The organism is Hydrogenophaga sp. SNF1 (assembly GCF_034421675.1).
In the GTDB taxonomy this organism is placed as follows: domain Bacteria; phylum Pseudomonadota; class Gammaproteobacteria; order Burkholderiales; family Burkholderiaceae_C; genus Hydrogenophaga; species Hydrogenophaga borbori.
The window spans coordinates 3694312-3716602 of record NZ_CP139793.1; the positions used below are offsets into that span (position 1 = coordinate 3694312).

The following is a 22291-nucleotide window of genomic DNA, read 5'->3' on the forward strand; positions in this document are numbered from 1 at the left end:
GTGGGGTGGCCTTACTTGGCGCGTGGCTTGCGGGCCTGGGCGCGCGGGTGCGCGGCGTCGTAGACGCGCGCCAGGTGCTGAAAATCCAGCCGGGTGTACACCTGCGTGGTGCCGATGCTGGCGTGGCCCAGCAGCTCCTGCACGGCCCGCAGGTCGCCGCTGGACTGCAGCACGTGGCTGGCGTAGGAATGGCGCAGCATGTGCGGGTGCACCGGCGTGGCCAGGCCGGCCTGGAGGGAACGGCGCTTGAGCCGCACGCGGATGTACTGCGGCGTGAGCCGCCCGCCGCGTTGGCCGATGAACAGCGCCGCGTCGTCCCGCGCAAAGGTGGGGCGCAGGTCCAGCCAGCGCCGCAGCGCGTCAAGCGCCGCGCGGCCCACCGGCACGCTGCGCCGCTTGCTGCCTTTGCCCAGCACGTGGGCCTCGGCGCCGCCCAGGTCGATCCAGCCGCGCGCCGTGGCGCTGGCCGCCGCGTCCAACCCCACCAGTTCGCCGATGCGCAGGCCGCAGCCGTACAGCAATTCGGCGATGCAGGCGTCGCGCGCCTCCAGCGCCGGGTCGTCCTCGGCGTCTTCGTGGCCCATCAGGCGCACGGCCTCGTCCACCGGCAGGGCCTTGGGCAGGGGCTTGCCGGCCTTGGGGGCGCGCACGTCGTTCACCGGGTGCTGCTGGATCAGGCCCTGGCGGCCCAGCCAGCCGTAGAAGCCACGCCAGCCCGAGAGGATGAGCGCGATGCCGCGCGCGCTGCGCCCACCCGAGTGCATCTGCGCCACCCAGCGCCGCACGTGCGCGGGCATCACGTCTGCCAGGGCCACGCCCGCCTCGCGCGCGTACGCCTGCAGCTTGTCGAGGTCGGCCGCGTAGAGCGCGAGCGTGCGATCGGCCAGGCGCTTGTCCACGCGCACGTGGTCCAGGTAGGCCCGCACCAGGCCGGCGTCGTCGCTGCGGGCCGGCCCGGCGTGGCTCATTCCGTGGCCGCTGCCACCACCGGGCGCAAGCGCGAGAGCGCGGCGCTGGTGAGTTCGCCGATGCGTTCGAGAAAGTCGGTGCCCATGTCGGAGGCGAAGCGCTGCGGGTCCGGCGAGGCCAGCACCAGCAGGCCGAAGGCCTCGGGCGCGGCGCCCGCGCGCAGCGGGATCAGCGCCAGCGACTGGGCCGACGAGGGATCGACCAACCACTGCGCGGCCTCCAGCCCCGGGTTGTGGCCGCAGTACGGCACCGCCAGCGAGCCCGCAAAGGCCTGAGCGTCCTGGCTCGCGCCCTGGGCGTAGTCCTCGTCGGCAAACTCGGTCGACACGCCCCAGACCTTGATGCCCACCTGGGGCACCAGGAACTGCGCCGACAGCTCGGTCGCGGCCACGCGCGGCAGGTCGCGCGCCTCGCGCACCAGCAGCAGCTCGCGCATCCAGCGCTGCAGCTTGTCGGCGATGGCGGTGTTCTCCTTGCCGTGGCGCATCATCTCGGCGGCCTTGAGCTCCAGGCCGCGGATCTTCTCGCGCAGCATCTCGGCCTGGCGCTCCTGCAGGCTCACGGCGCGCCCGCCGTGCGGGCTGGTGAGCTGCACCGCCGCCAGCAGGCTGGCGTGGCGCTCGAAGAAGTCGGGGCTGTTGGCCAGGTACTGGGCGATGTCGTCCTCGGTGATGGGCGGGATCGGCTGGGTCATGGTGATGGGCGCAAAGGATTACGGTTGGTTCAGCTCGTCGGGCACGGTGATCTCGCCCTCGAACACGGGGGTGGCAGGGCCGGTCATGAACACGGGGGCGTCGTGTTCGGGCGTGTCGACCCATTCGATGGTGAGCACGCCGCCGCGGGTGTGCACGTCCACGCGCGAGCCCAGCCAGCCCAGGCGGATGCCCGCCACCACGGCAGCGCAAGCGCCGGTGCCGCAGGCCAGGGTTTCGCCCGCACCGCGCTCGTACACGCGCAGCTTCACGGTGCGGGTGTCGATCACCTGAAGGAAGCCGGCGTTGACGCGCCGGGGAAAGCGCTCGTGGTTCTCGATCAGCGGGCCCCAGGCCGCCACCGGCGCGGTGTCGACGTCGTCGACCAGCAGCACCGCGTGCGGGTTGCCCATGGACAGCACGGCCACGTACTGGTCGCCCGCGTAGGGCACGGCCAGCGGCCAGCGTTCGAAGTTGCCGAGCTTCTCTGCCTTCAGGCCCTTGGCCTCGAAAGGCACCTGGGGCAGCGCGAAGACCGGCGGGCCCATGTCCACGGTGACGCGGCCGTCCGGCAGACGCTTGAGCTCCAGCACGCCGTTCTTCACCTTCACGCGCAGCGGGTTGCGCTCGCTCAGGCCCTTGTCGTGCACGTAGCGCACGAAGCAGCGCGCGCCGTTGCCACAGTGCTCCACCTCGCCGCCGTCGGCGTTGTGGATGACGTATTCGAAGTCCAGACCCGGCTCGGGGGCTTCGCGCACGGAGAGGATCTGGTCGGCGCCGACGCCGAAATGGCGGTCGGCGAGAAAGCGGTACTGCGCCGTGCTGAGCCCGAGCCGTCCGCGCGTCTCGTCGAGCACGACGAAGTCGTTGCCCGCGCCTTGCATCTTGGTGAAGCGGATCCGCATGGAGGCGGATTATCCGCGCTGCCCGCGGCCCCTGACGCGCGCACGACGCAAGACCGTGCCGCCCTCCCCCACAATCCCGCCATGGTCCGCCCCACCCAACTCCTGCACCCGCCCCGCCCTGCCGCGCCGCTGCGCCCCGCCGCCACCGTGCTGCTGCTGCGCGACGGGCCCGATGGCGTCGAGGTTCTGATGACCCGCCGCTCCATGACGGCCAGCTTCGCGCCCGGCGCCTACGTATTCCCGGGCGGTGGCATCGACGACGCCGACGCCCAGGCCTTCGGCGCCGCCGCGCGCCGTCCCACGCAGACCGACCTGCGCCTGACCCAGGCCATCGCCGCCATCCGCGAGAGCTTCGAAGAGCTGGGCGTGCTGCTCGCGCGCCGCGCCGACGGCGGCTGGGCCACGGCCGAGGACATCGCCGCGCTCGACCGAAAGGCCCCGTTCGCGCCGCAATGCACCGCGCGCGGGCTCAAGCTGGCGGCCGACGAGGTCTTCGTGCTCGCCCACTGGATCACCGACCGCGACCTCTCGCGCCGCTTCGACGTGCCGTTCCTCATCGCGCGCATGCCCGAGGGCCAGGAGCCCGTGGCCGACGAGAGCGAGCAGTTCGAGCCCCTGTGGGTGCGCCCGGCCGACGCGCTGGCGCGCCACGCCGCCGGCCAGTTCTTCATCATCTTCCCCACCATCCGCACGCTGGAGCGCCTGCAGGCCCACGCCACGGTGCAAGCGGTGCTGGACGCCTGCGCCGCGCACGACGAACCGCTGTGGACCAGTTGCCCGCGCGCCGGCCTGGTCCGCGGCCGCGAGTCGCGCCACATGGAACACGAGCCGCCCTTCGGCGAGCTGGCCCTGGTCTGTCCCGACGGTCAGATCGTGCACCCGCTGGACTGGCAGCACGAACAGCCGGTGCCGCTGCTCAAGCAGGTGATGCGCCTGACCGCGCCCAACAGCGGCGTCATGACCGGCCCCGGCACCAACAGCTACATCGTGGGCGACCCGGCCAGCGGCTACATCGCCATCGATCCGGGCCCGGACGACGGCGCGCACATCGAGCGCCTGTGGCGCGCCTGCGGCGCCGACCTGCGCGCCATCGTCTGCACGCACTCGCACCCCGACCACTCGCCCGGTGCCGCCCGCCTGCAAACCCTGTGCGTGCAGGCCGGCGCCACGCGCCCGCCCATCCTGGGCCTGGCCAGCGCGGCCACCGCGCGCGAGAACAGCCGCTTCACGCCCGACCGCGCGCTGGCCGACGGCGAGCGCCTGGCGCTGCAGGCGCCCGACGGCACCACGCACACGCTGATGGCCGTGCACACGCCCGGCCACGCGGCCAACCACCTGTGCCTGGTGCTGCTGGAAGACGGCCTGCTGTTCTCGGGCGACCACATCCTCAACGGCAGCACCACGGTGATCGACCCGCCCGACGGCGACATGAGCGCCTACCTGGCTTCGCTGGACCGCCTGGCCGCGCTGTGCGACGAACAGGGCATCGAATTCATCCTGCCCGCGCACGGCCACGTGCTGGGCGACCTGCGGCGCAGCGCCGACAACCCCTCGGCGCCGGTGGAAGGCGGCGCGCGGCGCGCCATCGACCAGCTCAAGGCGCACCGGCTGGCGCGCGAGGCCAAGATCGCGCGCGCCATGCAGGCCCGCCCCGATGGCGGCCTGGACGACTGGGTGCCGCTGGCCTACGACGACGTGCCCGAGCGCCTGTGGCCGGTGGCGCGGCGCTCGCTGCTCGCCCACGTGGACCGCATCCGCGCGCTCGGCGGCTTCAACGCATAAAGGCGGGCCGCGCGAAGGGCCCCGCCTTCAGGCGAAAAGCGGCTCGCTCAGAAGCGCCGCCCGTACATCAGGCCCACACCCTGGACCTTGATGTCGTCCTTGTCGTAGTAGTTCATCCAGTTGGCCTGCAGGTACGACATCCGGCTCAGGTTGACGTTGATACCCAGTCCATAGGCGCCGCTGGTTCCCGTGTCGTCCACGTCCAGGCCGCCTGCGGACAACTCCAGCTTGGTGCGCACCACGCCCGCGCGCGCGAACACCTCCACTCGATCGCCCAGCGGCAAGGTCGGCTTCAGGAAGAGCCCATACATGTGCGGGATCTTGGCGTCGACGCCGGTGTTCACGCCATTGAGCTTGATCTCGTCCTTCATCACGTTGCCAGCCACCTGCCCTTCGATGGCCAGGAACGGCCACAACTGGTAGCCCAGCGTGCCGGTCAGCAGGCCGGGCTTGGCCTCGGCGCTCAAGGGCCCGTCCTCGGCCTCGATCTTCAACTGGGACAGGCCAATTTCGCCGTAGAGCTTTGGGTCGGTGCTGGACTGAACCCGCTGTTGCGCCGTGGCGGCGCTGACCAACCCCAGGGCGAGCAGGGAGGCCAGCATGGATGTGCTGAGTGTCGTCATGTGTGCGGTCCTTTCATTGGGAAGAAACTCTCCGGGGAACACCCTCGGCAAATACCGTTCCCGTCCCGTTGCGGAACTCGCACATGACAACCGGAAAAGTGTGAAGCGCGCCGGTACGCCGGATTCTGTGCGTCCCGGTTGCCCGGGACGTGACCGCCATTCCTCTGGGCCGCCGGTCACCCGAACGGCTCGATGCCACCTACCCGCCAGCTCCGCGGAGCCACATCAACGCTGGCCTATTTGGTGTTGCTGCGCGTAGAGATTGCCCGTTTCACCCGGTCCGGGTTGCCCCGGACCGACTCGTCTCTGTTGCTCTGATCCTCACCTTAGGGCCCCGCGGGCGAACCCTCGGGGCTTGTCGGTGGAGAGGTGTTACCTCCTACGCTGCCCTGCGCAGTCCGGACGTTCCTCCAGCACACCCTTTCGGGTCTTGTGCCAGCGGCGGTCTGGCGCGCTTCACGGACGCGATTATCCCGCGTCCTCAGATCAGTCGCTCGATGCGGCGGTGCCGCCAGACAAAGCGGTAGAACGCCGTCTGCAGCAGCAGCATCGTCACGTAGGCCACGGGGAAGGCGAGCCAGATGCCCGGCAAGCCGAGCCGCGCGTCCAGCAGCCAGGCGGCGGGCAGCTGCACCCCCAGGATGCAGAAGATGGAGATCGCCATGGGCACCAGCACCACGCCACTGGCGCGCATCAGCCCGCCGACGATGGCCTGAAAGCCAAAGACCAGGATGCTCCACAGCATGATGTGCAACAGGTGCTCGGCCTGCAGCCGCACCTCGGCCTGCGTGAGAAACAGGCCCAGCAGGTGGTGCGACAGTCCATAGCCGAGCAGCACCAAGGCGCCGGTGAGCACCAGGTTGAGCCACAGGCCGGTGCGCAGGATGGCGCCGAGCCGGTCGACCCGCCCCGCACCGATGGACTGCGCCGCCAGGATGGAGGTGGTGATGGCGATGGACAGCGCCGGGAACTGCACGTAGTTCACCACCTGCGTGACCGCGCCGTAGGCCGCCGTGGCCTGCGAGCCGTGGCCGTTGACCAGCGCCAGGATGACCAGCTCCGAGGCCGAGATCACCACCATCTGCACGCCCGTGGGCAGGCCGATGCGCATCACCTTGCCGAGGATGGCGCGGTCCAGTCGCAGCGCGGCCCGCATTTCGGCGTCGAAGGCCATCACGCTGCCCTGGCGCGCCAGGCGCCAGCCCAGGAACAGCAGCGCCAGCGCATAGGACACCAGGCCCGCGTAGGCCGCGCTTTGAATGCCCTGCGGCGGCAGGCCCAGCCAGCCCTTGATGAGCGCCGGCGTGAGCAACAGCCCCAGCACCGTGGACATCAGCAGCGCCAGCAGCGGCGAGACCGTGTCGCTGATGCCGCGCAGCAGCTGCGTGAACAGGATGAACACCAGCAGCAGCGGCATGATGAGCAGCATCACGCGCGCGTAGGCCACCGCATCGTCCAGCACGTCCAGCGGCGTGCCCAGGGCCAGCATGGCGGGCCGCGCGAACACCACGCCCAGCGCGGCGGCCACCAGGCCGATCAGCGCCCCCAGCATCAGCGCCGTGCCCGCAATGGCCTTCACCTTGTGCGGCTCGCGCGCGCCCCAGGCCTGGCCGATCAGCACCGAGGCGCCCGCGCCCAGGCCGATCACCAGCGAGATGAAGAAGAACACGATGGGGAACATGCCCGAGACGGCCGCCAGCGCGTGCGTGCCGAGCATCTGCCCGATGAAGATGCCGTTGAGCGTGCCCGACAGCCCTTGCAGGATGTTGGACAGCACCATGGGCACGAGGAACACGAGATAGACCCGCCAGAGCGGGCCTTGTGTGGAGGGGGGCATGGGAAGGGTCCGGAAAGGGTGGGTCAGTCGTTGGGGTCGGCGTCGGGATCGGCGGGGCCGGTGGCCATGAAGGCCTCGCGCGCCAGCCAGCTGGCGTGCGCCTGCACGTCCGGCGGCCAGGGCGCCATCTGGCGGGCGAAGGCCTCGGCGTCGTGCGCGAACAGCGCTCGCGCGGCCTCCTCGAAGCCGGGAAAGCCGCCCGCGATGGCGCTCATGAAGCGGTAGGCGCGTTCGGTGGCCTCGCGCCGCGCGTCGCGGCCGGCGTGCACGCGGCGCGCTTCATCGACCAGCCGGCGCAGCGCAGCGGAGGCGCCACCGGGCTGGCGGGCCAGCCAGTCCCAGTGGCGGGGCAGCAGCGTCACCTCGCGCGCCACCACGCCCAGGCGCGGGCGGCCCACCTGCGGCGCGGCGGCGGCCCGGGCATCGGGCGCTGGGGCCGGGAAAGGGTAGTCGACGAGCGCACCGCTGGCGTCGTCGAACACCAGCAGGCCGCCGGCCGACAGGTCCAGCGCGCCCAAGGCGCGGGCGACCTCGTCGCAAGCGCCGAAAGCCACGCGCCGCGCGCCCAGGAAGGCGGTGCATCGGGAAGGAGATGGGGCAGACATGTGGAGATTATACCCGGGTGTTTTTATTTTGCCCGGATCAATTTAAAACCGGGTCTGCGCGGGATTGGGGACAATGCGCGGCTTCGTCTGCTTGATCGCCACAAGCCCCACGACCCATGATCCGCATCGCCGAACTCAAACTCCCCCTGGCCGAGGTGCCGGCCGAAGCGCGCCGCGCCGCCGACGCGCCCAGCGAAACCGAGGCCGACCGCGCGCCGCCGCCGCACCCGGTGCCGGCCCTCACCCGCCTGGCCGCGCAGGCCCTGGGCATCGAACCCGCCGACATCGCCACGCTGACGGTCTTCAAACGCAGCTTCGACGCCCGCAAGGCCGAGCTGCTGGCGGTCTACATCGTCGATGTGGCGCTCGCCGATGCTTCGGCCGAACCCGGTTTGCTGTCGCGCCACACCCAGAACCCGCATGTGCGTCCCACGCCCGACATGTCGTGGACCGCGCCCGGCCACGCGCCCGGGGGCTTTCCGCGCACCGCGGACGAACGCCCCGTGGTGGTGGGCCTCGGCCCCTGCGGCCTGTTCGCGGCGCTCGCCCTGGCGCAGATGGGCTTTCGGCCCATCGTGCTGGAGCGCGGCAAGCCCGTGCGCGAGCGCACCCGGGACACCTGGGGCCTGTGGCGCCGCCGCGCGCTGAACCCGCAGAGCAACGTGCAGTTCGGCGAAGGCGGCGCGGGCCTGTTCTCCGACGGCAAGCTCTACAGCCAGATCAAGGACCCGCGTTTCCTCGGCCGCAAGGTGATGAACGAGTTCGTCGACGCGGGCGCGCCGGGCGAAATCCTCTACACCGCGCACCCCCACATCGGCACCTTCAAGCTCGTGAAGGTGGTGGAGGCCATGCGCGAAAAAATCATCGCCCTGGGCGGCGAGATCCGTTTCCAGCACCAGCTGACGGGACTGATCACCGAGGGCGACGGCGCCGCGCGGCGCGTGCGCGCCCTGCGCGTGCACCGGCTCGACACGGACGAACACCTGGAGCTGCCCGCGCGGCGCCTGGTGCTGGCGCTGGGCCACAGCTCGCGCGACACCTTCGCCTGGCTCTGGGACCTGGGCGTGGCCATGGAAGCCAAGCCTTTCTCGGTGGGTTTCCGCATCGAACACCCCCAAAGCCTGATCGACCGCGCCCGCTGGGGCCGCCACGCCGGCCACCCGCTGCTTGGCGCGGCCGACTACAAGCTCGTGCACCACGCGAAAAACGGCCGCACGGTCTACAGCTTCTGCATGTGCCCGGGCGGCACGGTGGTGGCGGCCACGTCCGAGCCCGGGCGCGTGGTCACCAACGGCATGAGCCAATACTCGCGCGCCGAGCGCAACGCCAATTCGGGCCTGGTGGTTGGCATCGAACCCAGCGACTACCCGCAGCACTTTCCGCAGGACACGCCGCTGTGGACCGCCGCCTTCGGCGAGACCGACGGCGCGCGCTACGCCGCCCAGGCCGAGGCCCTGCACGCCCAGGGCCGGCACCACCCACTGGCCGGCGTGGTGCTGCAGCGCCAGCTGGAGAGCCGCGCCTACGAACTCGGCGGCGGCGACTACAGCGCGCCCGGCCAGCGCGTGGGCGACTTCCTCGCCGCACGACCCAGCACCGCGCTGGGCGAGGTCGAACCCTCCTACAAGCCCGGCCTGCACCTCACCGATCTCGCGCCCTCGCTGCCAGCCTACGCCATCGAGGCCATCCGCGAAGCCCTGCCCGCCTTCGGCCGCCAGATCCGCGGCTACGACCTGCCCGACGCCCTGCTCACCGGCGTGGAAACACGCACTTCTGCGCCGCTGCGCCTTCACCGCGACGAAGGCCTGCAAAGCCCGAATACGCGCGGCCTGTACCCGGCGGGCGAGGGCGCGGGCTACGCCGGCGGCATCCTGTCGGCCGGCGTGGACGGCCTGAAAGTGGCCGAAGCCCTGGCCCGGGACCTGCTCGGCCTGCCGCCCGTCGGGGGCTTTACAAAAAATGACAAGCTTGGCGCGCCGGCTTGACGTCCCGGGCGCAGCATGCAGCTTCCCCATTCCTCTTTCAGGAGCCTTCCGTGAACACCCCCCGATCGCTCGTCTGGCTTCCCCTGGCGGCCGCGCTGGCCGCCGCCACCGGCGCGGCCCACGCCCAGGAAGCGCAAGGCCGCGTCATCAGCAGCACGCCCATCATCCAGCAGGTGGCCGTACCGCGCGATGTCTGCTCCGATCAGCAGGTGACCTACCCGGGCCGCAAGTCGGGCGCCGGCGCGGTGCTGGGCGCCATCGCAGGCGGCGCGGCGGGCAACGCCATCGGTGATGGCAGCGGTCGCGCAGCGGCCACCGTCATCGGCCTCATCGGCGGCGCCATGCTGGGCAACCGCATCGAAGGCTCCAGCCCGCCGCAGACCGAGATCGTGCGCAACTGCGGCACGCAGACCTTCTACGAACCCCGCACCGTGGCCTACGACGTGGTCTACGAGTACGCCGGCCAGCAATACCGCACTCAGATGGCGCAAGACCCGGGCCGCTACGTGCGCCTGAACGTCACGCCGGTGGACGCCATGCCCCCGCCGCCGCCCGCCTACCCTTCGCGCCCGCAGGTGCGTTATGAAACGCCGGAGCCGCCCGTGGTGTACAGCGACGGCTACGCACCGGGCTACTCCAACATCTCCACCGAGGTCGTGATCATTGGCGGTCAGCGCTACTTCCGGCCCCCGGGCTGGCGCGGCCACCCCGGCCCGGGCTACCACGACCACGGTTACCCCCGCTTCGAGCGCAACCGCTGAGTGCTTCCGCCACCCGGCGGCTCAAACAAAAGGCCACCCCAGGGTGGCCTTTTGCCGGCTGCCCGCAGCGCGATCAGCCTTGCTGCAGGGCGGCGATGCGCTCTTCGATCGGCGGGTGGGTGCTGAACAGCTTGCCCAGACCACCGGTGATGCCCAGGGCCTGCATGGTCTTGGGCAGTTCGCCGGGCGTGAGGCCACCCAGGCGGGCCAGGGCGTTGATCATGGGCTGCTTGCGGCCCATCAGCTGCGCGGCGCCAGCGTCGGCCCGGAACTCGCGCTGGCGGCTGAACCACGCCACGATGATGGCGGCCAGGAAGCCCAGCACGATGTCCATCACGATGGTGGTGACCATGTAGCCGATGCCAGGGCCCGAGTTGCTGTCGCTGCCACGGCGCAGGAAGCTGTCCACCGCGTAGCCGATGACACGCGACAGGAACACCACGAAGGTGTTCATCACGCCCTGGATGAGCGTCATGGTGACCATATCGCCGTTGGCCACGTGCGCGACCTCGTGGCCGATCACGGCCTCCACCTCTTCGCGCGTCATGTTCTGCAGCAGGCCGGTGGACACGGCGACCAGCGCGCTGTTCTTGAAGGCGCCGGTGGCGAAGGCGTTGGGCGCGCCTTCGAAGATGGCGACCTCCGGCATGCCGATGCCGGCCTTGTCGGCGAATTTCTGCACCGTCTGCACGATCCAGGCCTCGTCGGCCGTCTGCGGCTGATTGATCACGCGCGCGCCGGTGCTGAACTTGGCCATGGGCTTGCTGATGAGCAGCGAGATGATCGCGCCGCCGAAGCCGATGACGAGGGAGAAGCCGGCCAGCGCCGTCATGTTCAGGCCGTTGGCGGTGAGAAAACGGTCCACGCCGAGGATGCGCGTGGTGATGAGCAACACCGCCATCACGGCGACGTTGGTCAGGACGAACAGCAGGATGCGTTTCATGTGTGCTCCGTTAGGCGCCGGCGCGTGGGGGCCGGCTGCGCCACTGACCCGGTTTCGGGCCTTCAGGTTCCCGGTGCCGGGTCAAGGGCAGCGGATGATACCGGCCCAGCAAGTGGGGTTGATGGCGCCGGTTTCAAGCCGCGCGCGGCGGCCGGAACACCGCCGCATCGGCGTAGAACGCGGGGTCGGCGTTGCCGTCCCACCAGCCCGGCACGCCCAGCACGGGCAGCGGCGTGAAGGGTTTGGCGCGCAGCCGCGCGGCATCCAGTTGCGTGGCCAGCCAGGCGTCCCAGGCCGCCAGGTCATCGCCCAGCGACTCGGGCACGGGCAGCGCGAACACGTGCGCGGTGATGGATTTGTAGGGTTGGGCCAATTTTTCCAGCAGCGCGTGGCCGAAGGGCAGCAGCCGCGCGCACGCCCAAGCCCCCCGCTGCGCGACGAACAGCCCGGCCCAGTCGCGCGCCCGCAGCGCCCGCCACAGCGGCTCGGGGGCCCGCAGCAGGGCCGCGTTCTCGTCAAACAAGGTGATGGCGTCGCGCAGCGGCCCGCGCACCGCGCCCACGCCGTCGGCCGCGATGGCCTGCGCCTGCAGGCGGTTGAGCTGGCGCTTGCTGGCGGGGAAGCGGTGCCAGATCAGCCCATTGAACAGGTCGTGAAGGTTCTCGCGCGTGGGCACGCTGGCCGTGGCGGCGATGAAGGCCTCGTAGGCCTGGCCGTCGGGCAAGGCCGATTGGGCCACGGCGCGCAGCGGCCCCGGCGCGTGCCGGTTCAGGGCCTCGGGCAAGGGCAGGCCCTGCGCCTGTGCGGCCTGCACCGCGCGCCCCGCCTCGGCCACGCCGGCGAACCACGGGGCCGACCAGTGAATGGCCATGCCGTCGCCAGCGCTCAGGCCAGCAGCCGCCAGCGCAGCGCCTCGCCCGCACGCAGGGGCTTGAGTTCGGCCTCGCCGAAGGCATAGGACTCGGGCGGCGTCCAGGTCTCGCGCCGCAGCGTGACCGTGCCGGTGTTGCGCGGCAGGCCATAGAAATCGGGACCGTGGAAGCTGGCGAAGCCCTCGAGCTTGTCCAGGGCGCCCGCGGCTTCGAAGGCTTCGGCGTACAGCTCCATGGCCGCGTGCGCCGTGTAGCAGCCCGCGCAGCCCACCGCGTGCTCCTTCAGGTGCGCGGGGTGCGGCGCGCTGTCGGTGCCCAGGAAGAAGCGGTCGCTGCCGCTGGTGGCGGCCTGCACCAGGGTCACGCGGTGCGTCTCGCGCTTGAGCACGGGCAGGCAGTAGTAGTGCGGGCGGATACCGCCCAGGAAGATGGCGTTGCGGTTGTAGAGCAGGTGGTGCGCGGTGATGGTGGCCGCCGTGTGCGGGCCCGCACCCGCCACGTACTGCGCGGCTTCCTTGGTGGTGATGTGCTCCATCACGATCTTCAGCTCGGGGAAGTCGCGGCGCAGGGGAATCAGCACCTGGTCGATGAACACCGCCTCGCGGTCGAACAGGTCGATGTCGGCGGACGTGACCTCGCCATGCACCAGCAGCTTGAGGCCTTCGCGCTGCATGGCCTCCAGGGTCTTGTGGGTCTTGCGGATGTCGGTCACGCCCGCGTCGCTGTTGGTGGTGGCGCCGGCCGGGTACAGCTTGAGCGCCACGACGCCGGCCGCCCGGGCGCGCGCGATTTCCTCGGGCGGCAGGTTGTCGGTGAGGTAGAGCGTCATCAGCGGCTCGAAGGCCACGCCGGCGGGCACGGCCGCCAGGATGCGCTCGCGGTAGGCCTGCGCCTGCGCCGCCGTGGTCACCGGCGGCTTGAGGTTGGGCATGATGATCGCGCGGCCGAACTGGGCGGCGGTGTGGGGCACCACGGCCTGCAGGGCGGCGCCATCGCGCACGTGCAGGTGCCAGTCGTCGGGGCGGGTGAGGGTCAGGGAGTCGGGGGTGGCGGCGCTCATGGTCCCGCGATTGTCGCAGCCACCACGGGATGGTTTCGGCCGGCCTCAGGGCACCTGGTCGGTGGGGTACTTCCAGAAGTCGCGCAGCAGGTAGCTGATGGGCAGGTTCAACGGCTGGCCGTTCGGCGGGATCGGCTGCTCGAACCACCGCTGGTAGATGGCGTGGATCTCGCGGCTGAAGATCAGGCGGCGCATTTCGTCGTCGATGATTTTCTTGAACGCCGGATCGCCCTTGGGCAGCATGATGGCCAGCGGCTCGGTGGTGATGAAGCGGCCCACCACCTTGAGCGCCTTCGGGTCGGACCGGGTGGACGCCAGTCCATAGAGCAGCACGTCGTCCATCACGAAGGCCTGCGCCTCGCCGCGCTCCACCATCTGCACGGCTTTCTCGTGGTCCTCGGTCTCGACGATCTCGAAGCGCAGGCCCCGTTCGGCCTGGATGCGCCGCACCGCGGCCAGCGGCGTGGTGTTGCGGGTGACGGCCACGCGCTTGACCTCGGGCTGGTCGATGCGGTCGATGCCGCTGTTCGCTTTGACCAGCATGCGCGCGCCGGTGATGAAGTGGGGAATGGTGAAGGCCACCTTCTCGCGCCGTTCGGCGTTGTTGGTGGTGGAACCGCATTCCAGCTGGGCCCTGCCGGTCTCGATCATCTCGATGCGGTTGGCCGGGGTGAGCTGCAGGTACTCGATCGGCAAGGCCGGCAGCGCCAGCCGGGCCTGCACCGCGGCGGCCAGGCGGCGGCAGACGTCCACCGCGTAGCCAATGGGCCGCTTGTCTGGCCCCAGGTACGAGAACGGCACCGAGGACTCGCGGTGGCCGATCACGATGTGCCCCTGCGCGCGGATCTGCTCGATCACGGGGCCCGAATCGCTGGCCGACGCGGGCCCGGCCCACACCAGGAAGACCAGCGCGGCCAGCGCCGCGCGCCGGGCAAACAACAGGGGGAACTGGGGCATGGCGGGCGTCCTCACGGTGTGTCCTGCGTCCACGAAGGGCGGGACGATACGTCGCGCTGGCGGGCCGACCGCTACCGCAAATGCGGTATTTCTTCAAAGGAACGCGCCAACGGAAGCGCCGCCCCGATCGGCGGCGCCCGTCGAAGGCCTCAGCCGAGCAGGTCGCTCAGCCGGTTCCAGAAACCGATGGCGGCCCGCTTGCCCTTGCTGGTGTCCATGGGGCGCGTGCGGTACAGGCGGATGTCCAGCGTCAGCGTGAGGCCGTCGGCCGCCGGCACCAGGCGCCGGCCCGCCACCTCGTTGCGCACCGCGCTGGCGGGCAGGAAGGCGATGCCATGCCCTTCGACGGCCATGGCCTTCAGGCCCTCGGCCATGTCGGTTTCGTAGACGCGCTCGAGCTGGCTGGCCAGCGAGGTGTCCTTGAGCAGGTGCTCGACCGCGCGGCCCAGGTACGCCCCGGGCGCATAGCCCAGGAAGGGCTGGGCCTGGCCGCCGGGCGAGGGCAGCGCGTACAGCGGCCCCCCCTGGGCGTTGGGCCGGCTGTAGGGCGCCAGCACCTCGGTGCCCAGGGGCAGCATCTCGTAGCGCGAGGTGTCCAGCTGGATGGGGTGCGCCGCGTGGTGGTACGCGATCAACAGGTCGCAGCTGCCCTCCACCAGGCGCATGACGGCGTCGTGCACATTGAGCGCGATCAGCCGGCTTTTGACCGGGCCGACCGTCTCGCGCAGGCCGGACAGCCATTGCGGGAAGAACGTGAAGGCCAGGGTGTGCGGCACGGCGAACTCGATGACGTCCTGCGCCGCCGCCGTGTGCGCACGCAGCATGGCGCGGGTGGTGTTGAGCGTCTGCAGCAGGTCCAGCGCCTGCTCGTACAGGGTCTGCCCGGCTGGCGTGAGCCGCGTGGGGTAGGAGGAGCGATCGACGAGGTCGGTGCCGGCCCAGGCCTCCAGCGACTGGATGCGGCGGGAAAACGCCGGCTGGGTGACGTGCCGCAGCTGGGCCGAACGGCTGAAGCTGCGGGTCTCGGCAAGACTGACGAAGTCTTCCAGCCACTTGGTTTCCATGGCGCGCGATTATGGTCGTGTGGCGGGCCGACACCCGCTGGGGTTTTCTCGATCCGGGGCTCAGTCGTTGCCGGCTTGCTGCAGCGCCCACATGCGGGCGTAGGCGCCGCCCCGCGCCACCAGGTCGGCGTGGCGCCCGCGTTCGACGATCCGGCCGTTCTCCAGCACCAGGATTTCGTGGGCGTCGACCACCGTGGACAGCCGGTGCGCGATGACGAGCGCGGTTTTGTGGCGCGCGGCCTGGCGCAGTTCCGCCTGGATCGCCCGCTCGTTGGCCGAGTCCAGCGCGCTGGTCGCCTCGTCGAAGATCATGATCGGCGGGTTCTTCAGCAGGGTGCGGGCGATCGCCACGCGCTGCTTCTCGCCGCCCGACAGCTTGAGCCCGCGCTCACCCACCATGGTGCGCCAGCCCTGGGGCAAGCGCTCGATGAAGCCGCGGATGTGCGCCGCCTCGGCCGCCGCCACCGCCGCCTCGTGCCCCGCCTCGGGCCGGCCGTAGAGGATGTTGTATTCGATGGTGTCGTTGAAGAGCACCGTGTCCTGCGGGACGATGCCGATGGCCTCGCGCACGCTGGACTGCGTGACCTCGGCGATGTCCTGGCCGTTGATCGTGATGCGACCTTCCCCATTGGCCCGGTTGCTGGTGTCGTAGAAGCGGTAGAGCAGGCGCGCCAGCGTGCTCTTGCCCGAACCCGAGGGCCCCACCACCGCCACTGTCTTGCCGGCCGGGATGTCGAAGCTCAGGCCGTGCAGGATCTCGCGCGCGGGCTCGTAGGAGAAATGCACGTTCTCGAAACGCACGGTGGGCGGCCCGTCGAGCACGAGCGGCTTCGCGCCGGGCGCGTCCGCCACCTCGCGCTCCTTCTCGAGCAGCGAGAACATCTTTTCCAGGTCGGTCAGGCTCTGCTTGATCTCGCGGTAGAGCACACCCAGGAAACCCAGCGGGATGTAGAGCTGGATCATGAAGGCGTTGATCATGACGAGGTCGCCCAGCGTGAGCTTGCCGGCCACCACGCCGTTCGTGGCGCGCCACAGCATGAACACCAGCGCCACCGCAATGACCAGCTGCTGTCCCGCGTTCAGCAGCGACAGCGTGCGCTGGCTCACCAGGCGCGCGCGGCGCAGCTTCTGCAGGGCCTCGTCGTAGCGCGTGGCCTCGTAATGTTCGTTGTTGAAGTACTTGACCGTTTCGTAGTTCAGCAGCGAATCGATGGCGCGCGTCTGGCCGGCCGATTCCAGTTCGTTCATGCGGCGGCGGAACTGGGTGCGCCACTCGGTCACCACCACGGTGAAGCCGACGTACAGCACCAGGGCCGCCAGCGTGATCCACACGTAGCCCATGTCGAACTGCGTACCCAGCAGCGTGAGCACCAGCGTCACCTCGATCAGCGTGGGCACGATGCTGTAGAGCGAGTACGAGATCAGCGATTGCACGCCGCGCGTGCCGCGCTCGATGTCGCGCGTCATGCCGCCGGTCTGGCGCTCCAGGTGGAAGCGCAGGCTCAGGCTGTGCAGGTGGCCGAACACCTGCAGCGCGATGTGGCGCGTGGCGCCCTCGGTGGCCTTGGCGAAGACGAGTTCGCGCAACTCGGTGAACAGGCTGGTGCACAGGCGCAGGCCGCCGTAGGCCAGCAGCAGGCCGAGCGGCACCACCAGCAGCGCCTGGGCGCTGCCCGGCGGGATGTTCATGGCGTCCACCAGCTGCTTGAGCAGCACCGGCACGCCCACGTTGGCGAGCTTGGCCGCCACCATGAAGGCCAGCGCGGCGATCACGCGCCATTTGTATTGCCACAGGTAGGGCAGCAGGCGCCGCAGGGTGGCCCAGTCGGAGCGGCGGGCGGGCGCCGCGGCGGACTCGCCGGGCGCGGACGGCAAGGCCACACGGCCTCGGGTGGGGGTATCGGGACGCATGCAAGACAATCGTGGGAGTCAGCCGGAGATTGTGCCCATGCCCACCGATTCAAGCCCCGCCCACGCGCCTTTGCCCTCTTTGCCCTCGGACCACCGCGAACTGGTGCTCAAGGTGATCCCCATGCCGGCGGACTGCAACGCCAACGGCGACATCTTCGGCGGCTGGGTCATGGCCCAGGTCGACCTGGCCGGCGCCGTGCTGCCGGCGCGCTTCGTGCGCGGGCGCATGGCCACGGTGGCGGTGAACCAGTTCATCTTCAAGCAGCCGGTGCGCGTGGGCGACATCCTCAGCTTCTACTCGCAGGTCACGCGTATCGGGCGCACGTCCATCACCGTGATGGTGGAGGTGTTCGCCGAGCGCATTTCCTCGCAGGGCCAGTACCTGAAGGTGACCGAGGCCAGCCTGACCTACGTCGCCATCGACCTGGAGGGCCGGCCCCGGCCGATTCCCGCCGACGCCAAGTCGGCCTGGACGGCGCCGGCCTGAGCGCGGGCGGGGGCGCTCAGCCGCCCCAGCGGCGCACGCGCCCGGTGTCGATGTGCACGAACTGTTCGCGCGGGTAAAAACCCACGCCGCCGGCCTGCAGCGACAGCGCGGCATCGCGCAGGTCGGCCAGCGGCACGCCGGGCAGACGCACGTCGATGGCGCGCCCGTCCATGTGCAGGCTGCGGGTGGCCACACCGCCGCCCCGCGTGGCCTTGAGGTGTGCGTTGGTGAGCGGCGAGCGGTAGCCCGATACCACCTGGTACGGCCGCTCGGTGCCCAGCACCCGGCGCAGGGCGTGCAGCACGTCGTGCAGGCCAGGGTCGATGTGGCCGACGTCGCCCGAGTAGTGGTCGCGCAGGAAATGGTCGAGTCGGCCCAGGGCCTCGGGGAGGTAGCCGTCGCCGCTGGCGTAGACCAGGTCGATCCGCTCGTGCGTGTGCAGGTGGTCGAAGGCCAGCGCGCGCTGGGGCGCGGCCCACACGTGCCGGGGCAAGGCGAGCAGCGGTGCGGCCACCGCGGCGCCCAGGCCCTGGCGCAGGAAACGGCGGCGAGAGGCGGGGAACAAAGGACGGTCGTTCATCGGGAGGGTTGCGGTTGGGGCCGGGGCCGGGCGTCGAGGGCGGCCTGCAGCCGCGCGTCGTGACCATACACGTCGGCGAAGAAGTGGGGACGGCCCTGCTTGACGAGCACCGTGCCGTAGGCGATGAGCACCGGCAGCGGGTCGCGCAGGGCGACGTGGGTGGACGTGCCGGCGGCCATCTGCTCGCGGATGCGCGCTTCGTCCCAGCCGGGCATGCCCGCCATCACGAAGCGCGCCAGCGCCACCGGGTCCTCCACGCGGATGCAGCCATGGCTGAAATCGCGCCGTTCGCGCGCGAACAGGCCGACCGAGGGCGTGTGGTGAAGGTAGATGTTGTCGCGGTTGGGGAAGACGAACTTGATGTCGCCCAGCGCATTGGCCGGTCCGGGGCGCTGGCGGATGCGCAGCCGGCCGGCCAGCACGGCGTCGAGCTTGGCCGGGCTCAGCACCGTGTCCACCGCGCCGTCGCCGCCGACGAACTCAAAGCCCTGGCTCGCCCAATGGCCCGGGTCGCGGCGCAGGCGCGGCACCGTCTCCTGGCGCGCAATCGATGGCGGCACGTTCCAGTAGGGGCTGAACTCGATGCTGCGCAGGCGTTCGTCGAACAGCGGGGTTTCATGGCCCACGGCCTTGCCCACGATCACGCGCATGCTCAGGCGCACCTCGATGCGGCCGTCCACCACTTCGTAGGCGCGCAGCATGTACTCGGGGATGTTGACCACGATCATGCGCGGCCCCTGCAGCAGGGGCGTCCAGCGCAGGCGCTCCAGGGTCAGCGCCGTCTGGCGCGCGCGCGCCGCTGGCGGCACCTCCAGCGCCGCCAGCGTGGCGGCGCCGACCACGCCATCGTCCGTCAGGCCGTGGCGCCGCTGGAAGGCCCGCAGGGCCTCGAGCGCGGCGCCATCGAGGCGGTCGGGGGGCGGCGCGCCGCCGGCCAGGTCACCCAGCAGCGCCAGGCGCTCGGCCATCGCGGGCAAACCCGCCCAGTGGCCGCCCGGTTCGAGCTTCGGCGAGCGCGCGCCCGCCGGCCGCGGCAAGGGCGGCAGGCGCCGCGACCAGGCGGAGTGGCCGGCCAGCGCGTCCATGTCGCGCAGGACCTTCTGCAGCTGGCCATAGATCGGCAGCGGGGGAACCGCCGCCCGCACCGCCGCGTCGAGCCGTCCCTGGGCCAGGGCGTCGGCCAGCGCCTTCGCCGGGTCGAAGGCCCTCGGCGCCACGCTGAAGCGCTGGTGCACGGCGTGGGGATCGACGCGGCCAAAGGCCAGGTCGTGCAGGAAGCGTCGCATGGCGGCGCCCAGCTCGGTGGCGAAGCGGGCGCCGGCCGCCCCGTCCGGGCGGGCCAGCGCCTCGCCCAGCTGCCGCTGGAGCGCCTGGACCTGGTAATCGCCCGGATCGAGGCCGTTCGCCCCTGCGCCGGCCAACAGGGTCAGCGCCTGGCGGGCCAGCGGCTCGTTCCAGGCCTGGCCGCTGCCGGCCTCGACCCAGGTGGCGGCCGCGGCGGGGCCCGGCCACCAGGGCAAGGCGCCCAGGGCGAGCAGCCAGTGGCGGCGGCGCCAGGAAAACGGAGCCAGGTGCATGGCGGCATTGTCCCCGACCGGGCGGCCGCCCCCGGGCCACGGGTCAGAACCGGCCGTGGCGCCCCTCGCCCGCCGCGAAGCGCTGCGCGCCTTCCAGCGCGTCGGGGATGCGCGCCTGGCCGCGCCGCCATTCCTGCTGCAGGGCCTCGCCCAGGGACAGGTCCCACTGCGCGTAGGCGCTCTCGCGGTCCGCGAGCATCGTGGCCTGTGGGAAGCCCGCGAGCTGGCGCGCCAGCGCGATGGCCGCCTCGCGCGCCTGCCCGCTCGGCACCACCCGGTTGGCCAGGCCGATGCGCAAGGCCTCGTCGGCCTCGACCTTGCGGCCGGTCAGGATCAGGTCCATGGCGTGGCCCATGCCGATCAGGCGCGGCAGGCGCACGGTGCCGCCATCGATGAGCGGCACGCCAAAGCGGCGGCAGTAGACGCCGAAGTAGGCGTCGGCCTCCATCACGCGCAGGTCGCACCACAGCGCCAGCTCCAGGCCACCGGCCACGGCCGCGCCGGCCACGGCGGCGATCACGGGCTTGGACAGGCGCAGGCGCGAAGGCCCCATGGGGCCGAGGGCGCGCGCATCGGCGCTGTCGAAGTCCAGATCGGCCAGCGCCCCGCCTCCGCCGGCCTGCGCGGCGCGGGCGCCGAACTGCAGGTCCCAGCCGGCGCAGAAGTGGCCGTGCGCGCCGTGAAAGACCGCGACCCGTGCCGCGGCATCGTCCTCGAAGGCCAGGAAGGCCGCGTGCAGTTCGCGCGCGGTGGCGCTGTCCACCGCGTTGCGCACCTCGGGGCGGTCCAGGGTGACGACGCGGATGCCGTCGAGGGTTTCGATGCGCACCGTCATGAGGCCTCCCACCAGCCCACGCGCGGCTGCTGCAGGGCGGCCTCCAGTTCGGCCGCCCCCACCTCGATCTCCAGCCGCAGCAGCGCCGCCGCCATGGCCTTGCCCAGGTTGTCCAGGCGCAGGTTGCGGGCGCCGCCGCCCTGCAGCGCCCCCTTCAGCACGAACTTGAGCGCCAGGATATTGGGCAGCGCCCAGGCGTCCACCTCGCCCGGCAGCCAAGGCGCGAAGTGCACGCGCACGCGCTCGGCGGTGACCTCCCGCGCCAGCAGGGCGTAGCCCGCCGGGTTCCAGGCGAACAGCCCAAAGTCCACCCAATCGGCCTTGTCGCCGCTGCGCGCGTGGGCGATGCGCGCGAGCGGAATGCGGACCCGGTTCATGCGGCCTCTCCCATGAACTCCACCTGCACACCCGCCTCCACCTCGCCCCGGTCCACCAGCGTGGGCCAGATGCCCAGCAGCTCGCTCACGTTGTGCAGTCCCGTGAAGCCGCAGGTGTAGGCGGGGCCGCTGAGGCCCATCCACGGGAACAGGCGCCCGAAGCCCTCGGCCGCGGCCTTCTCGGGCGTGCGCAGCACCAGCCGCGTCCAGATTTCGTTGAGCTGGTTGAGCGCGTCCACCGCCGGCAGCGGCGCCAGCGGCCCATGGGCGGAGTTCAGGCCGGGGTACTCCACGTACAGCTCGTCGTGCGGCACGCGCCGCTCCTTCAGCTGGGCGCGGATGGTCGCCTGCGCCTGCTGCGACTTGTCCCAGGCATCGGGCCAGGAAAAGCCCCAGGTCACCTCGGCCTTGTAGCCGTCGCGGAAACCCGCCACCACCTTCAGCCGCTCGCTGGACGCGCGGCCGCGCGCGCCGGTCAGCCGCACGCGGTCCTGCCCGAGGTCTTCCAGGTGGATGCCGCCCATGTCCAGCACCACGTCGGGGCTGTGGTAAGCGTGCGGGTCGTGCACCTCGTACAGCAGCTGCTGGCGCACGGTGTCGAAATTCACCCGCCCGCCGGTGCCCGGCGCCTTGGTGATGAGCGCGCTGCCATCGGCCCAGACCTCGGCGATGGGGTAGCCGATGTGCGCCAGATCGGGGATGGACTGCCAATGCCCCTGCGCGCCGAAGTTGCCGCCGCTGCCCTGCCCCGAGCACTCCAGCAGGTGGCCCACGGTGAGACCTTGCGCCAGGCGGTCGAGCGCTTCGCCCTCGCGCGCGCCGTCCAGGCGCCAGCCGTGCGCGTGCGCGATCGGGCCCAGGAACAGCGCCGCGTCCGCCACCCGGCCGGTGATGACGATCTGCGCGCCCCCGTCCAGCGCGCGCACGATGGGCGCGGCGCCCAGGTAGGCGTTGGCGAACACCAGCCGCTCGCGCACCGCCGCCACCGGCGCGCCGGTGAACAGGTGCTCGAAGGCGCCGCCGGCCGGGTCGGCCAGGCGAGGCAGCACGTCGTCGCCACTGACCACCGCCACGCGCGCCTTCAGGCCCTTGGCGGCGAAGGCGGCCAGCACCGCCTGCGCCGCGCCCCGCGGGTTCAGGCCGCCGGCGTTGCAGACGAAGCGCACGCCCTGGCGCTGCATCAGCGGCCACAGGCGCAGCAGCAGCGGCACCACGTCTCGCGCGTAGCCCAGTCCGGGGTCGCGCTGGCGGTCCTTCTGCAGGATGGCGAGCGTGAGTTCGGCCAGGTGGTCGCTGGCGATGAACTGCACGCCGCCGCGTTCGATGCTCGCGGCAATGGGCTCCCAGGCGTCGCCGTAGAAGCCCAGGCCGGCGCCGATGCGGATGGAATTCATGGGCACCGATGGTGCTGGCGCCTGCGCGACTGCCGATGGGGGAGAACCCCTAGCGGCAGTCCCGGGGAGGACAGC

The 22291-nt window shown here is 71.3% G+C and carries 21 protein-coding genes and 1 other RNA gene; 4 read left to right on the plus strand and 18 right to left on the minus strand.

The window, feature by feature from the left end; translation table 11 throughout:
• Positions 1 to 11: 11 nt before the first annotated feature.
• Genes SOM08_RS17725 through dapF form a run of 3 tightly spaced genes read right to left on the minus strand, consistent with a single transcriptional unit; the run spans position 12 to position 2566 of the window.
• Positions 12 to 968 carry a tyrosine recombinase XerC gene (locus SOM08_RS17725; protein ID WP_116960698.1) on the minus strand — a complete coding sequence of 319 codons (957 nt, stop codon included), beginning with the start codon at positions 966 to 968 and terminating at the stop codon, positions 12 to 14.
• Positions 965 to 1663 carry a DUF484 family protein gene (locus tag SOM08_RS17730; protein ID WP_116960699.1) on the minus strand — a complete coding sequence of 233 codons (699 nt, stop codon included), beginning with the start codon at positions 1661 to 1663 and terminating at the stop codon, positions 965 to 967. The genes SOM08_RS17725 and SOM08_RS17730 overlap by 4 nt, the downstream gene beginning before the upstream one ends.
• Positions 1664 to 1681: 18 nt before the next feature.
• The gene (dapF, locus tag SOM08_RS17735; RefSeq protein ID WP_116960700.1) at positions 1682 to 2566 is read right to left on the minus strand and encodes a diaminopimelate epimerase; all 885 of its coding nucleotides are present in this window, start codon (positions 2564 to 2566) and stop codon (positions 1682 to 1684) included.
• A gap of 81 nt (positions 2567 to 2647) precedes the next feature.
• Between dapF and SOM08_RS17740 the strand changes: the two genes are divergently transcribed.
• Positions 2648 to 4348, plus strand: coding sequence for an MBL fold metallo-hydrolase (locus tag SOM08_RS17740; RefSeq protein ID WP_116960701.1), 1701 nt, complete (start codon positions 2648 to 2650; stop codon positions 4346 to 4348).
• Between the two features lie 47 nt (positions 4349 to 4395).
• Here the strand turns inward: SOM08_RS17740 and SOM08_RS17745 are convergent, their stop codons facing one another.
• From SOM08_RS17745 to SOM08_RS17760, 4 genes are all read right to left on the minus strand, one after another.
• Complete coding sequence (locus SOM08_RS17745; protein WP_322469412.1) at positions 4396 to 4971, minus strand: porin family protein; 576 nt, start codon at positions 4969 to 4971, stop codon at positions 4396 to 4398.
• Between the two features lie 98 nt (positions 4972 to 5069).
• Positions 5070 to 5429, minus strand: an RNA gene (gene rnpB / locus SOM08_RS17750) — RNase P RNA component class A.
• A gap of 23 nt (positions 5430 to 5452) precedes the next feature.
• Entirely contained in the window at positions 5453 to 6808 is a 1356-nt protein-coding gene (locus tag SOM08_RS17755; RefSeq protein WP_322469413.1) for an MATE family efflux transporter, read from the minus strand.
• A gap of 23 nt (positions 6809 to 6831) precedes the next feature.
• Positions 6832 to 7413, minus strand: coding sequence for a DUF2239 family protein (locus SOM08_RS17760; RefSeq protein ID WP_116960704.1), 582 nt, complete (start codon positions 7411 to 7413; stop codon positions 6832 to 6834).
• A gap of 116 nt (positions 7414 to 7529) precedes the next feature.
• Between SOM08_RS17760 and SOM08_RS17765 the strand changes: the two genes are divergently transcribed.
• Together SOM08_RS17765 and SOM08_RS17770 are read left to right on the plus strand one after the other, a co-directional pair.
• Positions 7530 to 9398: an NAD(P)/FAD-dependent oxidoreductase gene (locus SOM08_RS17765; protein WP_322469414.1), complete on the plus strand. Its 1869-nt coding sequence runs from the start codon at positions 7530 to 7532 to the stop codon at positions 9396 to 9398.
• 50 nt (positions 9399 to 9448) lie between these two features.
• Complete coding sequence (locus SOM08_RS17770; RefSeq protein WP_070397221.1) at positions 9449 to 10159, plus strand: glycine zipper 2TM domain-containing protein; 711 nt, start codon at positions 9449 to 9451, stop codon at positions 10157 to 10159.
• Between the two features lie 73 nt (positions 10160 to 10232).
• Here the strand turns inward: SOM08_RS17770 and htpX are convergent, their stop codons facing one another.
• The 6 genes from htpX to SOM08_RS17800 form a co-directional block, all read right to left on the minus strand.
• Positions 10233 to 11102, minus strand: a complete 870-nt coding sequence (gene htpX / locus SOM08_RS17775) for a protease HtpX (protein ID WP_070397220.1) — start codon at positions 11100 to 11102, stop codon at positions 10233 to 10235.
• A 133-nt stretch (positions 11103 to 11235) separates the two neighbouring features.
• Positions 11236 to 11973, minus strand: coding sequence for a DUF3025 domain-containing protein (locus SOM08_RS17780; protein ID WP_322469415.1), 738 nt, complete (start codon positions 11971 to 11973; stop codon positions 11236 to 11238).
• Between the two features lie 14 nt (positions 11974 to 11987).
• The gene (gene pyrC / locus SOM08_RS17785) at positions 11988 to 13034 is read right to left on the minus strand and encodes a dihydroorotase (protein ID WP_322469416.1); all 1047 of its coding nucleotides are present in this window, start codon (positions 13032 to 13034) and stop codon (positions 11988 to 11990) included.
• Positions 13035 to 13079: 45 nt separating this feature from the next.
• Entirely contained in the window at positions 13080 to 13991 is a 912-nt protein-coding gene (locus SOM08_RS17790) for an amino acid ABC transporter substrate-binding protein (protein ID WP_322469417.1), read from the minus strand.
• Between the two features lie 149 nt (positions 13992 to 14140).
• On the minus strand, positions 14141 to 15055 hold the full coding sequence (locus SOM08_RS17795) for a LysR substrate-binding domain-containing protein (RefSeq protein ID WP_070397216.1): 915 nt from the start codon (positions 15053 to 15055) through the stop codon (positions 14141 to 14143).
• Positions 15056 to 15115: 60 nt separating this feature from the next.
• Positions 15116 to 16966 carry an ABC transporter ATP-binding protein/permease gene (locus SOM08_RS17800; RefSeq protein WP_322469418.1) on the minus strand — a complete coding sequence of 617 codons (1851 nt, stop codon included), beginning with the start codon at positions 16964 to 16966 and terminating at the stop codon, positions 15116 to 15118.
• 37 nt (positions 16967 to 17003) lie between these two features.
• Here SOM08_RS17800 and SOM08_RS17805 point away from each other — a divergent pair, with 37 nt between their 5' ends.
• The gene (locus SOM08_RS17805) at positions 17004 to 17453 is read left to right on the plus strand and encodes an acyl-CoA thioesterase (protein WP_116960711.1); all 450 of its coding nucleotides are present in this window, start codon (positions 17004 to 17006) and stop codon (positions 17451 to 17453) included.
• Positions 17454 to 17469: 16 nt separating this feature from the next.
• Here SOM08_RS17805 and SOM08_RS17810 read toward each other — a convergent pair whose 3' ends face one another.
• From SOM08_RS17810 to SOM08_RS17830, 5 genes are read right to left on the minus strand one after another with little or no spacing between them, the layout of a single operon-like run.
• Entirely contained in the window at positions 17470 to 18033 is a 564-nt protein-coding gene (locus SOM08_RS17810; RefSeq protein ID WP_116960712.1) for a YcbK family protein, read from the minus strand.
• Positions 18030 to 19610 (minus strand): L,D-transpeptidase family protein, encoded by a 1581-nt coding sequence (locus SOM08_RS17815; protein WP_322469419.1) that lies wholly within the window; start codon positions 19608 to 19610, stop codon positions 18030 to 18032. Before SOM08_RS17815 ends, SOM08_RS17810 begins: the two co-directional genes overlap by 4 nt.
• A 43-nt stretch (positions 19611 to 19653) precedes the next feature.
• The gene (locus SOM08_RS17820) at positions 19654 to 20445 is read right to left on the minus strand and encodes a crotonase/enoyl-CoA hydratase family protein (protein WP_116960714.1); all 792 of its coding nucleotides are present in this window, start codon (positions 20443 to 20445) and stop codon (positions 19654 to 19656) included.
• Complete coding sequence (locus SOM08_RS17825; protein WP_116960715.1) at positions 20442 to 20822, minus strand: hypothetical protein; 381 nt, start codon at positions 20820 to 20822, stop codon at positions 20442 to 20444. The genes SOM08_RS17820 and SOM08_RS17825 overlap by 4 nt, the downstream gene beginning before the upstream one ends.
• The gene (locus tag SOM08_RS17830) at positions 20819 to 22216 is read right to left on the minus strand and encodes an acyclic terpene utilization AtuA family protein (protein WP_116960716.1); all 1398 of its coding nucleotides are present in this window, start codon (positions 22214 to 22216) and stop codon (positions 20819 to 20821) included. The genes SOM08_RS17825 and SOM08_RS17830 overlap by 4 nt, the downstream gene beginning before the upstream one ends.
• Positions 22217 to 22291: the final 75 nt, after the last annotated feature.

Excerpts from the sequence above, each read along its gene's own strand:
- SOM08_RS17725 (WP_116960698.1), bottom strand. The coding sequence starts at position 968 with ATGAGCCACGCCGGGCCGGCCCGCAGCGACGACGCCGGCCTGGTGCGG.
- SOM08_RS17730 (WP_116960699.1), bottom strand. The coding sequence starts at position 1,663 with ATGACCCAGCCGATCCCGCCCATCACCGAGGACGACATCGCCCAGTAC.
- dapF (WP_116960700.1), bottom strand. The coding sequence starts at position 2,566 with ATGCGGATCCGCTTCACCAAGATGCAAGGCGCGGGCAACGACTTCGTC.
- SOM08_RS17740 (WP_116960701.1), top strand. The coding sequence starts at position 2,648 with ATGGTCCGCCCCACCCAACTCCTGCACCCGCCCCGCCCTGCCGCGCCG.
- SOM08_RS17745 (WP_322469412.1), bottom strand. The coding sequence starts at position 4,971 with ATGACGACACTCAGCACATCCATGCTGGCCTCCCTGCTCGCCCTGGGG.
- SOM08_RS17755 (WP_322469413.1), bottom strand. The coding sequence starts at position 6,808 with ATGCCCCCCTCCACACAAGGCCCGCTCTGGCGGGTCTATCTCGTGTTC.
- SOM08_RS17760 (WP_116960704.1), bottom strand. The coding sequence starts at position 7,413 with ATGTCTGCCCCATCTCCTTCCCGATGCACCGCCTTCCTGGGCGCGCGG.
- SOM08_RS17765 (WP_322469414.1), top strand. The coding sequence starts at position 7,530 with ATGATCCGCATCGCCGAACTCAAACTCCCCCTGGCCGAGGTGCCGGCC.
- htpX (WP_070397220.1), bottom strand. The coding sequence starts at position 11,102 with ATGAAACGCATCCTGCTGTTCGTCCTGACCAACGTCGCCGTGATGGCG.
- SOM08_RS17780 (WP_322469415.1), bottom strand. The coding sequence starts at position 11,973 with ATGGCCATTCACTGGTCGGCCCCGTGGTTCGCCGGCGTGGCCGAGGCG.
- pyrC (WP_322469416.1), bottom strand. The coding sequence starts at position 13,034 with ATGAGCGCCGCCACCCCCGACTCCCTGACCCTCACCCGCCCCGACGAC.
- SOM08_RS17790 (WP_322469417.1), bottom strand. The coding sequence starts at position 13,991 with ATGCCCCAGTTCCCCCTGTTGTTTGCCCGGCGCGCGGCGCTGGCCGCG.
- SOM08_RS17795 (WP_070397216.1), bottom strand. The coding sequence starts at position 15,055 with ATGGAAACCAAGTGGCTGGAAGACTTCGTCAGTCTTGCCGAGACCCGC.
- SOM08_RS17800 (WP_322469418.1), bottom strand. The coding sequence starts at position 16,966 with ATGCGTCCCGATACCCCCACCCGAGGCCGTGTGGCCTTGCCGTCCGCG.
- SOM08_RS17805 (WP_116960711.1), top strand. The coding sequence starts at position 17,004 with ATGCCCACCGATTCAAGCCCCGCCCACGCGCCTTTGCCCTCTTTGCCC.
- SOM08_RS17810 (WP_116960712.1), bottom strand. The coding sequence starts at position 18,033 with ATGAACGACCGTCCTTTGTTCCCCGCCTCTCGCCGCCGTTTCCTGCGC.
- SOM08_RS17815 (WP_322469419.1), bottom strand. The coding sequence starts at position 19,610 with ATGCACCTGGCTCCGTTTTCCTGGCGCCGCCGCCACTGGCTGCTCGCC.
- SOM08_RS17820 (WP_116960714.1), bottom strand. The coding sequence starts at position 20,445 with ATGACGGTGCGCATCGAAACCCTCGACGGCATCCGCGTCGTCACCCTG.
- SOM08_RS17825 (WP_116960715.1), bottom strand. The coding sequence starts at position 20,822 with ATGAACCGGGTCCGCATTCCGCTCGCGCGCATCGCCCACGCGCGCAGC.
- SOM08_RS17830 (WP_116960716.1), bottom strand. The coding sequence starts at position 22,216 with ATGAATTCCATCCGCATCGGCGCCGGCCTGGGCTTCTACGGCGACGCC.